The 18,146-nt window shown below is 62.1% G+C and carries 24 protein-coding genes; 11 read left to right on the forward strand and 13 right to left on the reverse strand.

The features are described 5' to 3' along the window. The first annotated feature begins 21 nt into the window (after positions 1-21). The 4 genes from AC07OK_RS12675 (at position 22) to cynS (ending at position 2,341) form a co-directional block, all read left to right on the forward strand. On the forward strand, positions 22-618 hold the full coding sequence (locus tag AC07OK_RS12675) for a phosphoheptose isomerase (RefSeq protein ID WP_020703882.1): 597 nt from the start codon (positions 22-24) through the stop codon (positions 616-618). Then, positions 611-1,261, forward strand: a complete 651-nt coding sequence (locus tag AC07OK_RS12680) for a BON domain-containing protein (RefSeq protein ID WP_494690645.1) — start codon at positions 611-613, stop codon at positions 1,259-1,261. The genes AC07OK_RS12675 and AC07OK_RS12680 overlap by 8 nt, the downstream gene beginning before the upstream one ends. A 50-nt stretch (positions 1,262-1,311) precedes the next feature. Beyond that, complete coding sequence (locus AC07OK_RS12685) at positions 1,312-1,827, forward strand: peroxiredoxin family protein (RefSeq protein WP_494690646.1); 516 nt, start codon at positions 1,312-1,314, stop codon at positions 1,825-1,827. A 70-nt stretch (positions 1,828-1,897) separates the two neighbouring features. Continuing rightward, entirely contained in the window at positions 1,898-2,341 is a 444-nt protein-coding gene (cynS, locus tag AC07OK_RS12690) for a cyanase (protein WP_494690647.1), read from the forward strand. A gap of 11 nt (positions 2,342-2,352) precedes the next feature. On the opposite strand, the gene AC07OK_RS12695 is transcribed toward cynS, so the two are convergent. The 5 genes from AC07OK_RS12695 to AC07OK_RS12715 are packed head-to-tail and all read right to left on the reverse strand — an operon-like array spanning position 2,353 to position 5,515. Next, on the reverse strand, positions 2,353-3,243 hold the full coding sequence (locus AC07OK_RS12695; RefSeq protein WP_494690648.1) for a DUF3034 family protein: 891 nt from the start codon (positions 3,241-3,243) through the stop codon (positions 2,353-2,355). Positions 3,244-3,262: 19 nt separating this feature from the next. Next, positions 3,263-3,736: a group I truncated hemoglobin gene (locus AC07OK_RS12700; RefSeq protein WP_494690649.1), complete on the reverse strand. Its 474-nt coding sequence runs from the start codon at positions 3,734-3,736 to the stop codon at positions 3,263-3,265. Positions 3,737-3,746: 10 nt separating this feature from the next. Then, positions 3,747-4,169 carry a PaaI family thioesterase gene (locus AC07OK_RS12705; protein WP_494690650.1) on the reverse strand — a complete coding sequence of 141 codons (423 nt, stop codon included), beginning with the start codon at positions 4,167-4,169 and terminating at the stop codon, positions 3,747-3,749. A gap of 57 nt (positions 4,170-4,226) precedes the next feature. Continuing rightward, entirely contained in the window at positions 4,227-4,931 is a 705-nt protein-coding gene (locus AC07OK_RS12710; RefSeq protein ID WP_494690651.1) for an anti-sigma factor, read from the reverse strand. After that, positions 4,928-5,515 (reverse strand): sigma-70 family RNA polymerase sigma factor, encoded by a 588-nt coding sequence (locus tag AC07OK_RS12715; protein WP_494690652.1) that lies wholly within the window; start codon positions 5,513-5,515, stop codon positions 4,928-4,930. Before AC07OK_RS12715 ends, AC07OK_RS12710 begins: the two co-directional genes overlap by 4 nt. A 145-nt stretch (positions 5,516-5,660) precedes the next feature. On the opposite strand from AC07OK_RS12715, the gene AC07OK_RS12720 reads away from it, so the two are divergent. The 5 genes from AC07OK_RS12720 (at position 5,661) to AC07OK_RS12740 (ending at position 11,891) form a co-directional block, all read left to right on the forward strand. Then, entirely contained in the window at positions 5,661-7,676 is a 2,016-nt protein-coding gene (locus AC07OK_RS12720; protein WP_494690815.1) for a TonB-dependent receptor, read from the forward strand. A 95-nt stretch (positions 7,677-7,771) separates the two neighbouring features. Further along, a complete protein-coding gene (locus tag AC07OK_RS12725) occupies positions 7,772-9,298 on the forward strand; it encodes a DUF4331 domain-containing protein (protein ID WP_494690653.1) in 1,527 nt (508 codons plus the stop codon). Next, a complete protein-coding gene (locus tag AC07OK_RS12730) occupies positions 9,295-9,537 on the forward strand; it encodes a hypothetical protein (RefSeq protein ID WP_494690654.1) in 243 nt (80 codons plus the stop codon). The genes AC07OK_RS12725 and AC07OK_RS12730 overlap by 4 nt, the downstream gene beginning before the upstream one ends. A gap of 60 nt (positions 9,538-9,597) precedes the next feature. Further along, positions 9,598-10,773 (forward strand): tetratricopeptide repeat protein, encoded by a 1,176-nt coding sequence (locus AC07OK_RS12735; protein WP_494690655.1) that lies wholly within the window; start codon positions 9,598-9,600, stop codon positions 10,771-10,773. Then, on the forward strand, positions 10,770-11,891 hold the full coding sequence (locus tag AC07OK_RS12740) for a HupE/UreJ family protein (RefSeq protein ID WP_494690656.1): 1,122 nt from the start codon (positions 10,770-10,772) through the stop codon (positions 11,889-11,891). Before AC07OK_RS12735 ends, AC07OK_RS12740 begins: the two co-directional genes overlap by 4 nt. Before the next feature lie 11 nt (positions 11,892-11,902). On the opposite strand, the gene AC07OK_RS12745 is transcribed toward AC07OK_RS12740, so the two are convergent. The 4 genes from AC07OK_RS12745 to AC07OK_RS12760 are packed head-to-tail and all read right to left on the reverse strand — an operon-like array spanning position 11,903 to position 12,927. Then, positions 11,903-11,989, reverse strand: a complete 87-nt coding sequence (locus tag AC07OK_RS12745; protein WP_494690816.1) for a hypothetical protein — start codon at positions 11,987-11,989, stop codon at positions 11,903-11,905. Next, on the reverse strand, positions 11,986-12,255 hold the full coding sequence (locus AC07OK_RS12750; RefSeq protein ID WP_494690657.1) for a type II toxin-antitoxin system Phd/YefM family antitoxin: 270 nt from the start codon (positions 12,253-12,255) through the stop codon (positions 11,986-11,988). Before AC07OK_RS12750 ends, AC07OK_RS12745 begins: the two co-directional genes overlap by 4 nt. 58 nt (positions 12,256-12,313) lie before the next feature. Then, complete coding sequence (locus AC07OK_RS12755; protein ID WP_494690658.1) at positions 12,314-12,691, reverse strand: type II toxin-antitoxin system VapC family toxin; 378 nt, start codon at positions 12,689-12,691, stop codon at positions 12,314-12,316. After that, positions 12,691-12,927: a type II toxin-antitoxin system Phd/YefM family antitoxin gene (locus tag AC07OK_RS12760; RefSeq protein ID WP_494690659.1), complete on the reverse strand. Its 237-nt coding sequence runs from the start codon at positions 12,925-12,927 to the stop codon at positions 12,691-12,693. Before AC07OK_RS12760 ends, AC07OK_RS12755 begins: the two co-directional genes overlap by 1 nt. A 277-nt stretch (positions 12,928-13,204) precedes the next feature. Between AC07OK_RS12760 and AC07OK_RS12765 the strand changes: the two genes are divergently transcribed. Beyond that, on the forward strand, positions 13,205-14,218 hold the full coding sequence (locus AC07OK_RS12765) for a hypothetical protein (RefSeq protein ID WP_494690660.1): 1,014 nt from the start codon (positions 13,205-13,207) through the stop codon (positions 14,216-14,218). A 219-nt stretch (positions 14,219-14,437) separates the two neighbouring features. On the opposite strand, the gene lipA is transcribed toward AC07OK_RS12765, so the two are convergent. Genes lipA through yfcF form a run of 3 tightly spaced genes read right to left on the reverse strand, consistent with a single transcriptional unit; the run spans position 14,438 to position 16,786 of the window. Then, positions 14,438-15,424 (reverse strand): lipoyl synthase, encoded by a 987-nt coding sequence (gene lipA, locus AC07OK_RS12770; RefSeq protein WP_494690661.1) that lies wholly within the window; start codon positions 15,422-15,424, stop codon positions 14,438-14,440. A gap of 31 nt (positions 15,425-15,455) precedes the next feature. Then, a complete protein-coding gene (gene lipB, locus AC07OK_RS12775) occupies positions 15,456-16,142 on the reverse strand; it encodes a lipoyl(octanoyl) transferase LipB (RefSeq protein ID WP_116991328.1) in 687 nt (228 codons plus the stop codon). Positions 16,143-16,156: 14 nt separating this feature from the next. After that, entirely contained in the window at positions 16,157-16,786 is a 630-nt protein-coding gene (gene yfcF, locus AC07OK_RS12780; RefSeq protein ID WP_494690662.1) for a glutathione transferase, read from the reverse strand. Positions 16,787-16,908: 122 nt separating this feature from the next. On the opposite strand from yfcF, the gene AC07OK_RS12785 reads away from it, so the two are divergent. After that, positions 16,909-17,808, forward strand: a complete 900-nt coding sequence (locus tag AC07OK_RS12785; RefSeq protein WP_494690663.1) for a transcriptional regulator GcvA — start codon at positions 16,909-16,911, stop codon at positions 17,806-17,808. Here AC07OK_RS12785 and AC07OK_RS12790 read toward each other — a convergent pair whose 3' ends face one another. Continuing rightward, complete coding sequence (locus tag AC07OK_RS12790; RefSeq protein ID WP_494690664.1) at positions 17,809-18,084, reverse strand: DUF493 family protein; 276 nt, start codon at positions 18,082-18,084, stop codon at positions 17,809-17,811. Positions 18,085-18,146 lie beyond the last annotated feature (62 nt).

Below are 18,146 nucleotides of genomic sequence, written 5' to 3' on the forward strand. Positions count from 1 at the left end.
CTGCACTATAATCAGCACACTATGAATAATCAACGCATACTCTCGCACTTCCACGAAAGTGCCGAACTCAAGATCCAGTCCGCCACCGTCCTCGCTCCGCACATCGCGCAAGCGATCGAGCTGATGTTCTCGGCGTTGTCCAACGGCAATAAGATTCTGGTGTGCGGCAACGGCGGTTCGGCCGCCGACGCCCAGCACTTCGCCGCCGAGCTGGTGGGGCGCTTCGAACGCGAACGCTTCCCGCTGCCGGCCATGGCGCTGACCACCGACACCTCGATCCTGACGGCGGTGGCCAACGACTACAGCTACCGCGAGATCTTCTCCAAGCAGGTGCAGGCGTTCGGCCAGGCCGGCGACATCCTGCTGGCGTTCTCCACCTCGGGCAACTCGGCCAACGTGATGGCGGCGATCGAAGCGGCGCTGGAGCGCGAAATGCGCGTGGTGGCCATGACCGGCAAGGGCGGCGGCGCCATCGGCAAAATGTTGACCGACGCCGACGTGCACATCTGCGTGCCGGCCGACCGTACCGCCCGTATCCAGGAAGTCCATCTGGTGACCATACACTGCATTTGCGACGGCATCGACGTCGCGCTATTCGGAGGAGATGCGAATGACTAATCCCGGCGTTATCTGGAAAAAAGTACAACGGCCGCTGGCCATGAGCGTGCTGTGCGGCGCTATGCTGGCGTCGTTGTCGGGCTGCATCGCGCTGGTCGCGGGCGGCGCCATTTCCGGGACGCTGGCCGCAACCGACCGCCGCACCCTGGGTGCGCAGACGGAAGACCGGGCGATCGAAGTCAAGGGCAGCATCAAGCTCAACAACGTCGTCGGCGATGCGGGTCATACCAACATCAACAGTTTCAACCGCCGGGCGCTGCTGACCGGCGAAGTGCGCGACGAGGCCATGAAGGCCGCCGCCGAGCGCGAGCTGCGCGGCATCGAAGGCGTGGTGACGGTGATCAACGAGCTGGAAATCGCCGGCCCGTCGAGCTACACCTCGCGCTCGAACGATGCGCTGATCACCACCAAGGTCAAGGCCAGCCTGGTCGACATGAAGGATATCTCGGCCAACTCCTACCAGGTGGTGACCGAGCGCGGCGTGGTGTTCCTGATGGGTCGCGTGACCCAGCGCGAAGGCCAGATCGGCGCCGACGTGGCGCGCGGCGTCAGCGGCGTGAACAAGGTGGTCAAGGTGTTCGAATACATCACCGAGGACGAGTGGAAGAGCCTGCAGCCGAGCAAGTCGGCGTCCAACTCGTAATCCGGAGGAGGTCTATAATGGCCTCCTCTCCTTCCACGCCTGAGTCCATCATGCAAAAGACGCAATCCCCCGGCTGGATCAAGCCGGTGCTGGCCGCCGTGCTGATCGGCGCCATCGGCTTTGGCGGCTACCTGTCGCTGAACAAGCGCCAGAGCGCGCCGGAAATCACCTTCGTCAGCATCAAGGGCGAGAAGATTTCGCCGGAGAGCTTGCGCGGCAAGGTGGTGATGGTCAATTTCTGGGCCACCTCGTGCACCACCTGCGTGGGCGAGATGCCGAAGATGGTCGACACCTACAACAAGTTCAAGGGCCAGGGCCTGGAGTTCGTCGCCGTGGCGATGAGCTACGACCCGCCGAACTACGTGCTGAACTACGCCGAAACCCGCCAGCTGCCGTTCAAGGTGGCGCTCGACACCGACGGCTCGGCCGCCAAAGCCTACGGCAACGTGGCGATGACGCCGACCACCTTCGTGATCGGCAAGGATGGCAAGATCCTCAAGCGCTACCTGGGCGAACCGGACTTCGACGCCCTGCACAAGCTGCTGGAAGAATCACTGCGCGGCTAAACGACGGGGGTCAAGTCTGGCACGGCGCTTGCATCACTTAGGGCTCTCCTCAACCACCGGAAAGCCCATCATGGATCGCAACCAAGTCACCCAAAAAATCCTGTCCGTTAAAGTCGCCAAGCAGCTGCGCTGGGCCGAGCTCGCCGTCGAATTCGGCCAGAGCAAGGAGTGGACCACCGCCGCGCTGCTGGGCCAGATGACCTTCAACCGCGCCCAGGCCGACAAGGCGCAGGTGCTGTTCGGCCTGACCGACGAAGAAGCGGCGTGGCTGCAGATCGTGCCGTACAAAGGCTCGCTGCCGACCGCGGTGCCGACCGACCCGCTGATCTACCGCTGGTACGAGATCGTCAGCGTCTACGGCACCACCATCAAGGAACTGATACACGAGGAATTCGGCGACGGCATCATGAGCGCGATCGACTTCTCGATGGACATCCAGCGCGAAGCCGATCCCAAGGGCGACCGCGTGCAGGTGGTCCTGAGCGGCAAATTCCTGCCCTACAAATCATACTGACGGCATTGGGGTCAGAAGCCGGCTTGCGCCGACAGGTACAAGCCGTGCTGTTTCTTCGGGTTGAAGATGGTGATGTCGCCCAGCTCGGCATACGCCGCCGTCAGCGAAAAATTCTTGCTCGGGAACCAGGCGACGAACGCGTCGTAGTACGCCTTTTCGTTGTCCACGCCCAGGTTGTGCGGCTTGCGGCGGTACTCGGCGCCCACCGCCAACTTGCGGTTGACCAGGTAGGCCATCGACACCTCCGGCATCAGCCGCATACTATCCCCCTTGTCGCCGCCAAAGCCCAGCAGGCCCATCTGATTGGCGCGGGTCGCGCGCAGGGTGCCGTTTAGCAGCAAGCTCTGCTCGAACAGGATCTTGGTGGCCGCCACGTAGTAATCGTAGCCGTGATCGTCCCTGGCGCCCAGTTGCATCACATTGCTCACGCCCAGCGCGCCCAAGCCGCCCACACCCTGGTTGCGCTTGTACAGCATGCCGATCGCCACCTGCGGCATCCAGCTGTCCTGCTCGTAGACGGCGTCGCCCGCCACCTTCACTTTGACGCCCAGGATGTCCTGCTTGATGTTGAGCAGGTTCAGCGGCGCCAGACTACCCTTGAACTCCTGATTGGCCAGCGAAAGCTCCAGCCGGTCGGCGATGCCCAGCGCCACGCCGTAGCTGTCGAGCTTGTAGTCCTGGGTGGCCAGGCGCGTGTAGTGCGCGTTGGCGCCCCAGCTGTCGCGCGTGCCGTAGCCGCTGATCAGCGCCCACGGCGTGATGCCGCCGCCACCCGCGCCTTCGACCTGGCTGACGCCGCCGGTGGCGAGGAACTTGCCCATGTCCGGCTTGCCCTGCGCCGCCGCGCCGCCGCAGGCCAGCACGGCGGTCAGCACGGTCAGTACGGATACGATGTGCTTCATGGTTGTTCTCCCGGCGCCATCATTTGGTCACGATGGCGCGCTGCATCGGCGCCAGTTTCGCGATCAGCCGGTTCGCCACGCGGCTGGGCACGTGGTTCCGCTCCATCGCGAGCTGCAAGTCCTCGGTCAGTGCGTTGAACATCGCATTGGTGATCTGCAAATCCTGGTGCACAGTGGCCATGTCGCGCACGGTGCCGACGCCGTCCATCGTCCGGTCGCGGTATTTGCCGGTGTACCTGCACGGGCCGCCGGCGAACTCGCAGAACTGCTCCTGCAAGCGCGCGCCGAGCCGCGCCATGTCGAAGTCGGCGAAGCTGTCCTTGATGCGCGCATCGGCCAGCACCAGCGGGATGAAGGTGTCGACGATCTTCCGGATGCCCTCCTTGCCGCCGAGGCCGACGTAGGTGGCGTCATCGGTGTAAGGCGTTTGCGCCGTCGCCAGCGACGCGGCCAACAGCAGGCCCAGCCCGGCCATCCTGGAAAAATGCGGCATGCCTTGCCTCCTATTTCGGGAACAAGATCATCTGCGTGCAGCGGAACAGGGCGATGGTCTTGCCGCTCGCCTTGTTGCTGACGATGGCATCCCAGACCTGCGTGGTGCGTCCCAGGTGCACCGCCTTCGCGGTCGCCACCACCACGCCGTCGCGCAGCGTGCCCAGGTGATTCGACTTCAGCTCGATGGTGGTAAAACTCTGTCCACCCTCCGGCAAATGCGAAAAGCAGGCGTAGCCGCAAGCGGTGTCGGCCAGCGTCACCACGCTACCGGCGTGCAAGTAGCCGTTCGGCGCCAGGTGCTGCGGCGTGACCGCGAACTCGGCCACGATCTCGCCTTCGCGCACATCGGTGATGACGATGCCCAGCAGGTCCGGCAGCGTACCCTTGCCGAAGCTGTTGAAATATTCCGGGTTGAACTTGCTGGCGTCCATATGTGTCCTTGGCGAATGGGGGCCTGGGCCCGACACTGGATGATAGCAACTTTCCCCCTACATCACCCGGACCCAGTTCCCCTTGTACAGGATCGGTCCGGTCGGCCCGTTCGGATCCGGCGAGCCGCCCTTGGGCTCCAGCGTGACCGCCAGCAGCGCCACGTCGTCGCCGACCGCCTTGCTGGTCATCGCCAGCTTGAGCTCGCCACGCTCGCTCAGCAAGCCCAGCGAACGCGGATGGCCCGACTTCGGCACCGCCCACAGTTCCAGCGATTTGTCGCCCGGCACCGCCGCCGCGCCCACCACGCGCACCGTCATCGCCTGGTGGCGGCTGTCGCCGGTCAGCAGCAGCGCGGTCTGTGCCTTGTCGTCGGTCAGCGTGGCCACGTAGTCGAGCTGCGGCGCCTGCAAGGTGCGCACACTGATCGTCACCACCAGCAAGGCCGCGACGGCCGTCGACACCACGCCCAGCGAACGCCAGAACGTCACCGACTCGCTGCGCCAGAACTGCCATGCCGCATGCGCGCGCGGCAGGTTCAGGCGGCGCTCGATGCCTTGCCACACCTGCTTGCGCGGCGGCTGCGCGCCGGAGAACTCGGCCAGCGGCGCCAGCCGGTCCTGCCATTCGACGACGATGCGGCGCAGCGCGGCGTCGTTGTGCAGATGGCCTTCGAAGCGGCGGCGCGCGCCGCCCTTGAGCGTGCCGAGCACGTATTCCGCCGCCAGTTGGTCGCGCAGCGGAGCGTTGTCGCGGAGGTTCATGCGCGCTCCCCCTTGGCCAGGCACGTCTTCAGCTTGTCGAGGCTGCGGCGTATCCAGGTCTTGACGGTGCCGATCGGCAGCGCCATCTGCTGCGCCACCTCGCTGTGCGACAGGTCATGGAAAAAGGCCAGGCCCAGCACCTGCCGGTGCAGCCCTTCCAGCGCCGACATGCAATAGGCCAAGGCCTTGGCGTCGCGGCTCATTTGCAGCGCCTCGATGGGCGTGGCTGCGGGATCGTGCAGTGCATTGATCACCTCGCTGTCAAACTGTTCGCCGTCGATTTCGGTGGTCACATCGCTGCGGCGCAGCAGATCGAAAGCCTTGTTGCGGACGATGGTCGTCATCCAGGTCATGGGTGCGGCCAAATGGCTTTGATAGGTGCCGGCGTTGTTCCAGATCGCGACGAAACTTTCTTGCAGCACCTCTTCGGCCAGTTCGCGCTTGACCAATATACGCAGCGCGAAGCCAAACAGTTTCGCCGAAGTCGCGTCGTAGAGCGAACGAAAGGCGACAGCGTCGCGTTTGGCCGCACCTTGCAGCCAGAGGCGCAACTGCTGGGGATCGAGAGTATTCGCGTCTGACACTGCGGGCCTTCGGAAAGTGAGGAAAAAGTAGCAAGCGTGAGAAAAATACCATACCCGCGCGGGCGCGAACACCAATTTATTTTGAATCCGATCACGGCTCCGCCGCGTACATGGGTCATCGAAAATACAAGGCGGGAGCAGGATGATGATCAAGAACGGCATCGCCGGACTGGTCGCCGCCGTCGTCGCGGCCGGCGCCTGCGCCACCGAAGAGGGCGGCGACGGCGCAGCGGCTGCGCGCGTGATCGTGCTGGCGCACTACGACAACGCGGTCGGCACCTCGGACGCGGCCAGCCAGGGCACGGTCACGTCCAGCCTGATCGCCAGCCGCCCGGCGCTGCGCACCGGCGAGTTGCTGGAATTCGTGCCCGGCATGATCGTCACCCAGCACAGCGGCGACGGCAAGGCCAACCAGTACTTCCTGCGCGGTTTCAACCTCGACCACGGCACCGACTTCGCCACCTATGTCGACGCCATGCCGGTCAATATGCGCAGCCACGCCCACGGCCAGGGCTACTCGGACCTGAACTTCCTGATACCGGAGCTGGTGCAGCGCATCGACTACAAGAAGGGCGGCTATTTCGCCGACGAGGGCGACTTCTCGTCGGCCGGCGCGGCCCACATCCGGCTCGCGGACCGGCTGCCCCACGGTGCCGCCAGCCTGACCTTGGGCAGCTACGGCTACCAGCGCGGCGTGCTGGCCGACTCGCTGGCGGCGGCCGGCGGCACGCTGCTGTACGGGCTGGAGCTGAGCCGCAACAACGGCCCGTGGCAGACGCCGGAACAGGTGCGCAAGGCCAGCGCCACGCTGCGCTACACGCGCGGCGACGCGCAGGACGGCTACAACATCACCGCCATGGCCTACCGCAACCGCTGGACCGCCACCGACCAGTTGCCGCGGCGCGCGGTCGACGACGGCCGCGTGGACCGCTACGCCAGCGCCAATCCGGGCGACGGCGGCGACACCTCGCGCACCAGCCTCGCATGGGCCATGCACCGGCGCCGCGAGGGCGGCATCACCGAAGCGTCGGCCTACGTGGTGCGCTCCAGCCTGGACCTGTACAGCGACTTCACCTACCTGCTCAACGATCCGGTCAACGGCGACCAGTTCCAGCAAAGCGAACGCCGCACGATGGCCGGCATCAATGTGGCGCAAACCTGGGTCAGCCAATTTGCCGGCGTGGACATGCGCGACAAGTTCGGCCTGCAGACGCGCTACGACCACATCGCGCCGCTCGGCCTGTACCACACGGTCGCGCGCCGGCGCATCGCCACCGTCAGCGAAGACCGCGTCAACCAGGCCAGCGCCGGCCTGTATTGGGAGAACACCAGCTACTGGTCGCCGGCCTTGCGCAGCATCGCCGGGCTGCGCTATGACGCTTACCGTTTCAACGTCAACGGCGACGCCGCCGCAGCGCACAAGGCCTCGCCCAAGCTGTCGCTGATCTTCGGCCCGTGGAAGCGAACCGAGTACTTCGTCAACTACGGCGCCGGCTTCCACAGCAACGACGCGCGCGGCGTGCTCAAGGCCGCCGACCCGGCCACGCCGCTGGTGGGCACGCGCGGCGCCGAACTGGGCGTGCGCAGCGAATGGCTGCCCGGCCTGCAAAGCTCATTGTCGCTGTGGACGCTCGGTATCGATTCCGAACTGGTGTTCGCCGGCGACAGCGGCGACACCGAGGCCAGCCGCCCCAGCCGCCGCCGCGGCATCGAGTGGAGCAACCACTACATCGCGGCGCCGTGGCTGCTGTTCGATCTCGACCTGTCGGCCTCGCGCGCACGCTATCGCCGGAACGACCCGGCCGGCAACCACGTGCCGGGGGCATTGGACAAAGTGGCCTCGTTCGGCGTGACGGTCAAGGACATCGGCCGCTGGTCCGGCGGCTTCGAGCTGCGCTACTTCGGGCCGCGCCCGCTGACCGAGGACAACAGCGTGCGCTCCGCCGCCACCACGCTGGCCTACGGCCGCATCAGCTACCAGCTGGACCGCAAGACCAGGCTGACGCTGGACGGCTTCAACCTGTTCAACCGCCGCGCCAGCGACATCGATTACTACTACGCCTCGCGCTTGTCGGGCGAGCCGGTGGAGGGCGTCAGCGGCGTGCACTTCCATCCGGTCGAGCCGCGCACGCTGCGGCTGACGCTGAACAGGAATTTTTAAGCGATAAATCCGATCTAATTTGAATCCGGCGCGCATCCGGCACCGTATATCAAGACGCAGTACCTGGCAGATCAACCTATTGGGGAGAAAACGAAATGCAAACTATCGTCAAACACGCGATGCGCGCCGCCGTCATCGGCGCCGTGGCAAGCGCATTCGCGCCAGCGGCCATGGCATCCAGCCACCGCGAAGCGCCGTTCGTCACGCAGAGTCCCAAAGTCGACGGCACCGACTTCTACATGTTCCGCAGCTACGAGTCCGGCCGCGCCGGCTTCATCACCCTGATCGCCAACTACATCCCGCTGCAGGATGCCTACGGCGGCCCGAACTTCTTCGCCATGGACCCGAACGCGCTGTACGAGATCCACATCGACAACAACGGCGACGCCAAGGAAGACCTGACCTTCCAGTTCCGCTTCAGTAACACCAACAAGGACACCAAGCTCACCGTCGGCGGCAAGCAGGTGTCGATACCGCTGGTGATCAACGGCGGCGCCATCGCCGGTCCCAACGCTGCCGGCGCCAACGTGCGCGAGACCTACACCGTCAACGTGGTGCGCGGCGACCGCCGCACCGGCACCAAGGCCGCCGTGACCAACGCGGCCGACGGCGCCAGCACCTTCGACAAGCCGCTCGATAACATCGGCAACAAGTCGATCCCGAACTACGCGGCCTATGCCGCCGCCCATATGTACAACGTCAACATCCCCGGCTGCAGCACGCCGGCGCGCATGTTCGTCGGCCAGCGCAAGGACCCGTTCGTGGTCAACCTCGGCGAGACCTTTGACCTGGTGAACATCAAGGCCCCGGCCACCGAATTCAGCGCCAACGCCGAGAAGGCCGCCAGGGACGACCTGGCCGACAAGAACGTGACCTCGATCGAGCTGGAAGTGGCCGCCTCCTGCCTGACCGCGGCCGGCAGCAGTGATCCCGTGATCGGCGGCTGGACCACGGCCAGCGTGCGCCAGGCGCGCCTGCTGAACCCGACGCCGAATTCCAGCGCGCCATCGAAGGAGGGCGGCGCCTGGACCCAGGTCTCGCGCCTCGGCATGCCGTTGGTGAATGAAGTCGTCATCGGCCTGAAGGACAAGGACACCTTCAACAGCAGCAAGCCTTCTGGCGACGCGCAGTTCGCGACCTACGTGACCAATCCAACGCTGCCGGCGCTGATTGAAATCCTGTACGGCAGCGCCGGCGCCAAGGCGCCGACCAACTTCCCGCGCAACGACCTGGTGGCGGCCTTCCTCACCGGCGTCAAAGGCCTGAACCAGCCGGCCACCGTGACCGCTTCCGAGATGCTGCGCCTGAACACGTCGACGCCGGCCGTCGCGATGGGCGCGCAGAACCGCCTGGGCGTGATCGGCGGCGACAATGCCGGCTTCCCCAACGGCCGCCGTCCTGGCGACGACGTGGTCGACATCGCGCTGCGCGTCGTGATGGGCAAGCTGTGCACACTGAACCTGGGCTGCGCGCCCGCCGACGCACCAGCCGGTGGCCTGCACTTCACCGACGGCGCCTACCTGGACGACAGCTACTTCACCGCCGCCTTCCCGTACCTGAAGACGCCGATCCCAGGCTCGCCGCAAACCTCCGCCGTGCCTTCGAGCCGGAGCGCGCCATGAAGTACCTGGGCCTGATTGCGTTGCTGGTGCTCAGCGCATGCGGGGGCAGCACCCACTATGAAGACCACACGCCGAGCGTGCCCACGCAACCATCGCCACCGGTGGTGATGCTCGATGCGTTCTATTCGGCGGTACTGGCCATCATCGGCGACGGTAGCGAAACCTCCGCCGAACCACTGGCGACAGACAGCGTCGTCGCCACCGCGCCGGAAGATACGGAACCGGTCGCATACAAGTAAGCCTTGCAGCATAAGGGCGTCTGCGAAATGTAGCCGCCCTTTCCACCGTTTGAGGTCATCATGAAGAAGTCAATTTTTGCGTTGCTGCTGAGCGCCGCCGCGGTGGCGGCGCAGGCGACGCCTTACCTTCCCGCCAGCGGCCAGCAAGTGATCGAAACGCTGCCGCGCCGTGGCGATCCGGTGCAGCAGGAACTGCGCCGCATGCGCAGCGAGTTGAACGCGCACCCCAACGATATGGCACTGGCCACCAGTCTCGCCACACGCTATATCGGCCTGGCCCGCAGCGAAACCGATCCGCGCTACCTCGGCTACGCGCAGGCGGCGCTGGCGCCGTGGTGGTGGCTGTCGTCGCCGCCGGCGCCGGTGCGCCTGCTGCGGGCCACGCTGCTGCAGAGTACCCATCAGTTCAAGCCGGCGATGGATGATCTGAAGGCCGTGCTGGCGGCCGATCCAGCCAACGCGCAGGCGTGGCTGACGCAGGCCACCGTGCAAACCGTGCAAGGCGACTACGCCGGCGCCACCGCCAGCTGTGCGCATCTGTCGGCGCTGTCGATAGAACTGATCACCATCACCTGCATCGCCAACGTCGGCGCGGCGACCGGGCGTTCCCTGAAAAGCGAGCAGCTGCTGGAGCTGACGCTTGAGCGCAGCAACAACGCACCTGCAGAGCTTCAGGTATGGGCGCTGACGCTGCTGGCGGAGATGGCGCAGCGGCGCGGCGCGGCCAACATCGCCGAGACGCGCTACCAACGCGCGCTGGCACTGAGCCCGCGCGACAGCTACCTGCTGGGCGCCTATGCCGATTTCCTGCTGGAGCAACAGCGCGCCAACGAAGTCGCCACGCTGCTGAAGGACCAGACCCGCATCGACGCGCTGCTGCTGCGCCGCGCTTTGGCGTTGCAGCAGCAGGGCAACGCGCACGTAGCGTTGGCCGAGGACGTGAAGGAGTTGGCGGCCCGTTTCAACGCCGCCGCCCAACGTGGCGACACCGTGCACCAGCGCGAACAGGCGCGCTTTGAACTGATGCTGCGCCATGATCCGGCCACCGCGCTGACGCTGGCGCGCAAGAATTGGGCAGTGCAAAAGGAAGCCGCCGATATCCGCATCTATCTGGAATCGGCGGTGCAGGCGCGCGACGCCCGCGCCGCCAAGCCTGTGCTGGATTGGGTCGCGCTGAATCACACCGAGGACGTGGCCGCATCGCGCCTGATCCGTCAACTGCAAGCGAGAACATGATGAAACGCCTGATGCTATTTTTCGCGCTGCTGTGCGGCGTTGCGCTGCCAGCCTTTGCGCACAAGCCCAGCGACAGCTATCTGTCGCTGGAGGTGCAGGGTGAACGCATCAGCGGCCAGTGGGACATCGCGCTGCGCGACCTGGATTTCGCCATCGGCCTGGACCAGGATGGCGACGGCAAGCTGACCTGGGACGAGATCCGCACGCGGCATGCGGCGATCGCGGCGTATGCGCTGGAGCGCCTGGGCATCGCCACCGACCAGGGCGCCTGCCGCGTCGACACCGACCAGCAGCTGGTCGACAATCACACCGACGGCGCCTACAGCGTGCTGCGTTTTCACGCCATCTGCCCCGGCCCTGTAACGGCGCTGACCATCAACTACCAGCTGTTCGCCGATCTCGATCCGCAGCACAAAGGCTTGCTGCGCTTGACGCGCGACGGCGCGACATCCACCGCGATTTTCGATCCCGCGCATGCGCGCCAGACCTTGTCGCTGACATCGCCGGACCGCTGGCGGCAGTTCGGCGCTTACGTAAAGGACGGCGTGTGGCATATCTGGATCGGCTACGACCATATCCTGTTCCTGCTGTCGCTGCTGCTGCCGGCGGTGATGCTGGGTGCGCGCGGCACGCCGTCGGCCAGCCTGCGCGAGTCCTTCATCGACGTGCTCAAAGTGGTGACGGCCTTCACGCTGGCGCACTCGCTGACCCTGACGCTGGCCAGCCTGTCGCTGGTCTCGCTGCCATCGCGCTGGGTGGAATCGGCGATTGCGGCCTCGGTGGTGCTGGCGGCGCTGAACAACATCTATCCGCTGTTCCGCGGCCGGCGGCCGGTGGCCGCGTTCGGGTTTGGGCTGATCCACGGCTTCGGCTTCGCCAGCGTGCTGATCGACCTGGGCCTGCCGCAGGGTGCGCTGCTGACCAGTTTATTCGGCTTCAACCTGGGCGTGGAGATCGGCCAGCTGTGCATCGTCGCCGCCTTCCTGCCGCTGGCGTTCGCGCTGCGCGGCACCTGGTTCTACCGCCGCCTGCTGACCGGCGGCTCGGCGGTGATCGCGCTGGTGGCGGTGGTGTGGCTGGCCGAACGCGCGTTCGACCTGAAGCTGATCAGTATCTGATTGCATGCCGCTTACTTGTCGTCGTAGTGATGGCGGCACGCGGCCACGTAAATGCAACCTTCGTCAGGAAGGTAGACCAGCCGATGCTGGCGGTCTATTTTTCTGGTTTTTCATGGTGCATCAGTTCCCGAACCTGGGATTTACCAGCTTTGATCTGCGCAACGGATGCCATCAAACGGCAGGCATTCTTGGCCGATCCCAAAAGGTACATGGTCTCCTCCAGGCTGTTGAAATCAGCCAATGACAGCATAACGACGTGCTTACCGCTGACACGAGTGATCACCGTCGGGAGATGGTCATTACAAACTTCGTCCATTACGCTTTCCAAGCTGGCCTGCGCTTCACCAAAAGTAAGGATATTCATATTGCCTCCCCCGGCCAGATGGTTTCGCAGTCTATCTGCGGTTGGTCTGTCTGAAGAGTCAGACCAACTCGACAAGATCGGAATAACACGCCAAAACGCGGTCGGCGGTCAACAGTTTCATGGGTTCACATATGGCTTGGGCGACCAGCATGCGATCGAATGGATCGCGATGAATGGCAGGCAGCAGCCTCACCCGGGCTGCATGTTTATGCGAAATTCTTAGCTCCAGCAATCCGATACGAGTAATCTCACTCGCAAGTTGATCCATATTTACCATCAACTTACCGGAACCCACTTTGATTGCAATCTCCCAGATCGAGACACTACTGACATAGACTTCCGAAGAGGCATTTATCTGCGTGCGCACAGGCTTGGACAGTTTGCGGTTCCCCTGCAAGCACCAAAGCAAGACATGCGTGTCGAGCAGAAGTGCCACTATTTTCCCTCAAACGCCGCTTGAATATCGTCCGGCAGCGGTGCGTCGAAATCATCGGCGATCCATATTCGGCCTTTCATGCTACCGAATTTCAAACCCTTGGCAGGCTTGCGGATAGGGACCAGCCGGGCAACAGGGCTGCCATCCTTGGCAATGAGGATTTCTTCTCCTTTGCTGGCGTCATCAACTAGCTTGGGAAGCTGCATGCTCGCCTGATCTATATCGATGATGGGCATATCACCTCCAGAGACTTTTCTTACTCTAGACCTCTGACCTACTGAAGGCAAGCGCCAATTGCGAACTGCTTGAGCAAAAAAGAAGCTTCATTGCGGGAATCTGTTTTCCGGTCTGGCTCTGCGGTGAGCGCGCAGTACTTCGTCAAGTTCAAAATAGTCTGTCAAAACCCGACCCGCAGCCACCAACAAAGTTTTTGCACCTTTGTTATGTTTAATGGCATACTATCATTGAAAGTTTCCCAAAAAAAATAACCACCTAAAGAATTGGAGCGGATCAGTGACTGATAATTTGATTCCCAGTCATCGTCAAAACGGCGATGGAAATATGGAGATTACTAAAAAACATAGCGGTGATCCTTATTACGTAGTTTTACCTTGCGAAGTCAAAGACTTCACAAGTTTTGTGTCTGGGTTACTTGGAAAACCGGAAGAACTTAGAGGTGAAACCGAGGGCGTCTTTGAGATTGATCATAAGTCAATAACTACCATATATCATCTCTTAGAACAGAGAATGTCAAAACAGAATGATGCGAGTTTGGCATATTTTGGAATTACTGTTTTTTACGATGATGGTCAAAGCGTAAAGCATAACAATATTGAGACTTTTATTTCGTACCACCCTACTTCTCAATGCACACCTGTTGCTGTAGCAGTGAACGCTACATATTTAATAAAATTCAGAGGGCACGACACACCGGAAAAGCAAGAAATAGAAATCATGTTTGTCACTCGCCCTGAACATAGAAACCCTGACCGAAGACGCTGGTTTGATGGTGGAATGATTGATTATAGTATTAAACATACTGAAAGAACGTGGGCGACAGATATTGCTGGATTATTAAGGAACCATACCTCTACCCTGATAAAAAAAGAAACCGCATTAAGCAAGTTTATGAAACGGCATCTCGATAGTCTAACGATATATTCTTATTATATATTTATGATTTTATCGATACTAGTATGGGCTGGGCACTCAATTACTTTTATAGACTCCATAAAAGATTTTCAAGATACAGACATAAATAAATCAATTTTTAAATTCTTTATTAAATCTATTGCTTCGTTTGTTTTTTTATTGACGATTTTTACTTTCTTAAAACAATATGTCGAACGAGATGCTTACCTTCCATTTGGCTCCAGTATCACCTTTACTGATTTCGATCAAACGAGACGAAATACAATTCGCGGCGAAGTTAGAAAAGGTTGGTTGCAATATATAGGGGCTTGGATTTTTGGAATACTTGCGAGTGTAATTGCAAAAATTATATATAGCCAAAATTGGTTCTGGTAAGCGAAGCCACGCTTTTTTCAGAAACTCCAATAGCATTGTTTTGTGATTTTCGTTTCATCAATATCGCATGTCGACATATCTAACTCCAGGACTGCTATTTCCAGTCTTGCTCGCACAAAGATGATGGCAGGCATGTAAATCACAATCCTCTGATTTCGATCAACGAAAAAAAAGCAAGCCGTCTCGCGAGGGCTTGCTCTTTGCGGCGTTGCCGAGTTTTTACACAGCGGCCAGCACGTTATGCGCCTGCTCGTCCGCGTGGTACGAGCTGCGGACCATGGCGCCGACGGCGGCGTGCTTAAAGCCCATTTTGTACGCTTCGGCTTCGAACATCTTGAACACGTCCGGGTGCACGTAACGACGCACCGGCAGGTGGCTGTTCGACGGCGCCAGGTACTGGCCGATGGTCAGCATGTCGATGTTGTGCTCGCGCATGTCGCGCATCACTTGCAGGATCTCTTCGTCGGTCTCGCCCAGGCCGACCATGATGCCGGACTTGGTCTTGACCGCAGGGTACATGTCCTTGAATTCCTTCAGCAGCTGCAGGGAGTGCATGTAGTCCGAACCCGGACGCGCTTCCTTGTACAGGCGTGGCACGGTTTCCAGGTTGTGGTTCATCACGTCCGGCAGGCCGTCCTTGAAGATGTCCAGCGCCTTTTGCAGGCGGCCGCGGAAGTCCGGCACCAGCACTTCGATCTGGGTCTTCGGCGACAGCGCGCGGGTGTGCTGGATGCACTCGACGAAGTGGCCGGCGCCGCCGTCACGCAAGTCGTCGCGGTCGACCGAGGTGATCACCACGTAGCTCAAACGCAGCTCGGCGATGGTCTTCGACAGGTTGAACGGCTCTTCCTTGTCCAGCGGGTCCGGACGGCCGTGGCCGACGTCGCAGAACGGGCAGCGGCGGGTGCACTTGTCGCCCATGATCATGAAGGTCGCGGTGCCCTTGCCGAAGCATTCGCCGATGTTCGGGCAGCTCGCTTCTTCGCACACGGTCACCAGCTTGTTCTCGCGCAGGATGTCCTTGATCTCGTAGAAACGGGTCGACGCCGAGGCGGCCTTGACGCGGATCCAGTCCGGCTTCTTCAGGCGCTCGACCTGCTCGATCGGCACGATCTTGATCGGGATGCGCGCGGTCTTGCTGGCGCCTTTTTGCTTTTCGCTTGGGTTGTAAGCCGGGGCAACGCTGGTGGTGGTTTCAGAAGTCATTTGGCTGCGTGCCCTCGCGGGCAAAGTTTGGTTATTCGTGTACTGCGGGTTCGGCCACATGCGCCAGAACGCTGATCAGCTCATCGGCCAGCTGTTGTTGCACGTCGGACAACACTGCGGTCGCGCCGACGGTGCGCATATCGACTGTTTCCAGCCCGGCATAGCCGCAAGGATTAATCCAGGAAAACGGGGCCAGATCCATCGCCACATTCAGCGACAGCCCATGATAGGTGCAACCGTTGCCGCGCACCTTCAAGCCGAGCGCGGCGATTTTGGCGCCTTGTTTCGGTCCGCCGGCCATGTAGATGCCCGGCGCGCCGTCAACGCGCTCACCGACGAGATTATACGCGCCTAAGACGTTGATGATCGCCTGCTCGATTTTATTGACGAATTGCCGGGCGTACAGCTTGCCGCCGGGCTTGTTGCGGCGCAGGTCCATCAGCATGTAGATCACCACCTGGCCGGGGCCGTGGAAGGTGACTTCGCCGCCGCGGTCGGTCTGCACCACCGGGATCGCGTCCGCGCCCGCCAGCAGGTGGCCGCGGTCGGCGCCCAGGCCCAGCGTGAACACGGGCGGATGCTCGACGATCCACAGTTCGTCGCGGGTGTCCGGCGTGCGCGCGTCGGTGAAGGCGCGCATCGCGGCGAAAGTGCTGTCGTAGTCGGCGAGGCCGAGGTGGCGTATCAGCGCCGGCTCGGTTGGGGTAGGAGACGTCATGCCGACATTATAAATCAGCCCGGCTGGTGACGCTCCAGCCACTGGCGGATGGACGGCCGCTGCCACTGGCCGGCGGCGTAGTCCCTGAGCTTTTGCGGCACCTCGTCGCCGTTGAGGATCAGGCGGTTCAGCATCAGCGCCAGGTCAACGTCGGCCAGCGACCAGCTGTCGAACAGGTTGGGGCGGCCTTCCTGCACCAGCTGGCTGGCGGCGTGGATCAGTTTGTCGGCGGCGGCCTGGCCGGCTTCCGTCAGCGGCTGGCTAGCCTTGCCAAAAAATACAGTTTCCGTATCCCGCTCGGCGCGCACCGGCAGCAGGTCGCTGCGCAGCCAGGCCTGGACCTGCCGCGCCTGGGCGCGCTGGCGGCGGTCTTTCGGGTACAGCGCGATGTATTCCGGCGCCGGGAAGCTCTCTTCCAGGTATTCGGTGATCGCGGTCGACTCGGTCAGCACGAAATCACCCTCGACCAGCGCCGGTACGCGGGCGGTCAGCGCGCGCGCCGTGTAGGCGCTGTGTTTCTGCTGGCCGGCTTCCAGGTCCACCGTTTTGACGGTGAACGGCAGGCCTTTTTCGGTCAGCGCGACAAAGGCCGACATGGCGTAAGGACTGGTGAAAAGGCTGTCGACGTACAGTTCAAAAGGCATGGCGGCTCCCGCTAGAGTAGATTTATTCACATGGTAAGCCTTGCCGTAGCGCCTGTATAACGTTATATTTTCGTGATTCTAGCTAATTTTATTCACATAGTTATCCACAGTATGCCGACCTGATGAGCGCCAGCCGCCGCCTGCCCAATTTTTCCGCACTGCGCGCCTTCGAGGCGGCGGCACGCCACGAGAACTTCTCGCGGGCGGCGGAAGAGTTGCATCTGACGCATGGCGCGATCAGCCATCAGGTGCGCGCTTTGGAGGAGGAATTGGGCCGGCCGCTGTTCGTGCGCCACGGCCGACAGGTGAAAATAACTAGCGATGCGCTGAAGTTTTCCCAGTTTTTAGGCAAATCCTTTGCCGATATCACCGCTGCGGCCGACGCCATGCGGGCCTCCAGCGTCAACCAGCGGCTGACGATTTCTTCGATTCCATCGTTTGCCGCGCGCTGGCTGGCGCCCCGGCTGGGCCGGTTTATCGACCTGTATCCGGATATCGAGGTGGTGCTGCAATCGAGCGGCCAGTTGCAGGACCTGGCGCGCGACGGCATCGATGTCGGCATCCGCTTCGGGCGCGGCAACTATCCCGGGCTGGTGGTGCAGCGGTTGATGGGCGACGTTTACTACCCGGTAGTGAGTCCCCACTATCGCGGTGGGCAGCAGCCGGCCACGCCGCATGAGCTGCGCCAGCATACGCTGCTGCGCTCGGTGGAGCCATGGTCGCCATGGCTGCGCGCGGCCGGGGTCGACATGGCCGAGCCGTCCGGCGGCTTGATGTTCGAGGATTTGTCGATGCTGATACGCTCCGCCGCCGACGGCAACGGGGTGGCGTTGGTGCGCCATGTGGTGGCGATGCAGGAAATCGCCTCCGGGCAGCTGAAGCGGCTGTTCGATACCGCCACGCCGTGCCCGGACGAGTACTTTTTCGTGTCGCCGCCCGGCGCGGCCGGACGGCCGCAGGTGCAGGCGTTTCGCGACTGGCTGCTGGAGGAGATTGCCGTCTTCCAGCGCCAGCAAGCTTGATTACATGACGATTTTCACCATCGGGTGAGCCGACAGTTCGTTGTACAGCGCGTCGAGCTGCTCGCGGCTGACGGCGCGGATGGTCACGGTCAGGCCGGTGTAGTTGCCCTTGGGCGAAGGACGCACTTCCATCTTGCCTTCATGGAAGTCCTTGTCGTGCTTTTGCACCACCAGCACGATGGTCGGGGCGAAATCGATATGAGTCGGGCCCATCACCTTGATCGGGAAGTCGCTCGGATACTCGATGAGGGACTCTGACGGCGGGATCGCTTGCATATTCATTCCAATCAAAAAAGAAAACCGGCGGCGTCAACACGACGCCACCGGCCTCTATTGTA

This window comes from Duganella sp. GW821-FHT07G03 (assembly GCF_059418605.1).